The sequence below is a fragment of the Vibrio sp. 1402 genome, from assembly GCF_033340275.1.
This window is the reverse complement of record NZ_JAWOWE010000071.1, coordinates 1-1,152: the sequence shown is the minus strand read 5'-3', so window position 1 is coordinate 1,152 and position 1,152 is coordinate 1. Positions and strand designations below refer to the sequence as shown.

Sequence of the window (1,152 nt, the reverse complement as noted above, 5' to 3'; positions counted from 1 at the left end):
TAGAGAAGTTCGTTGAGCGTGCTCATGCCAACGGTATGGATGTATTCCGTATCTTTGATGCGATGAACGATGTTCGCAATTTCCAAAAAGCGGTGAAATCGGCGGTAGATGTTGGCGCTCATGCGCAAGGCACCCTGTCATACACAACAAGCCCTGTTCACAATACGGATACTTGGGTTGATTTAGCAAAGCGTTTGGAAGATCTCGGTTGTCATTCTCTGTGTATCAAAGACATGTCTGGCTTGCTAAAGCCTTACGAAGCGCAAGAGCTAATCACACGCATCAAAGCCTCTTGTGATGTACCACTGGCACTCCACTGCCATGCAACCACTGGTCTTTCTACCGCTACGGCAATCAAAGCGGTAGAGGCTGGTATCGACATCCTCGATACGGCTATTTCTTCGATGAGCTGTACTTACGGGCATACTCCGACAGAAACGGTTGTAGCAATGCTGCAAGGTACTGAGCGCGACACCAATCTGAAACTTGATCAACTAGAACCTATTGCAGCTTACTTCCGTGAAGTACGTAAGAAATACGCGAAGTGGGAAGGGCAACTAAAAGGCGTGGATTCTCGTATCCTTATCGCTCAAGTGCCAGGTGGTATGTTGACGAATATGGAAGGTCAGCTAAAAGAGCAAGGTGCAGCGGATCGTATCGACGAGGTGTTAGAAGAAATCCCACGTGTACGTGAAGATCTTGGCTTTATTCCTCTCGTAACACCGACGTCTCAGATCGTTGGTACTCAAGCCGTCATTAACGTACTGACCGGCGAGCGCTACAAGAGCATCACTAAAGAAACCGCTGGTGTTCTCAAAGGTGAGTACGGTGCCGCTCCTGCGGCAGTGAATGCCGATCTACAAGCTAAAGTCCTTGAAGGTAAAGATCCAATTACGTGTCGTCCTGCTGATTTGTTAGAGTCAGAAATGGAAGCTCTCACGGTGGATTTAATGGATAAGGCTCAATCTGAAGGCATTAAGCTTGCGAGTGAACGCGTTGATGACGTACTTACTTATGCGTTGTTCCCTCAAGTTGGTCTGAAGTTCCTTAAAAACCGTGGTAACCCTGATGCTTTTGAACCAGCACCTACATTGGAAAGTGCAAAACCAGTTGCAGCGCCTGCGGCTCCAGTCGCGTCTGGTAGCGTAGAAA

At 48.1% G+C, this 1,152-nt stretch carries 1 protein-coding gene; it reads left to right on the top strand.

From position 1 onward, the window contains the following. Positions 1–1,152, top strand: a 1,152-nt coding sequence (locus tag R7044_RS24170; RefSeq protein WP_225455868.1) for a pyruvate carboxylase subunit B, incomplete at both ends; no start/stop codon positions are given.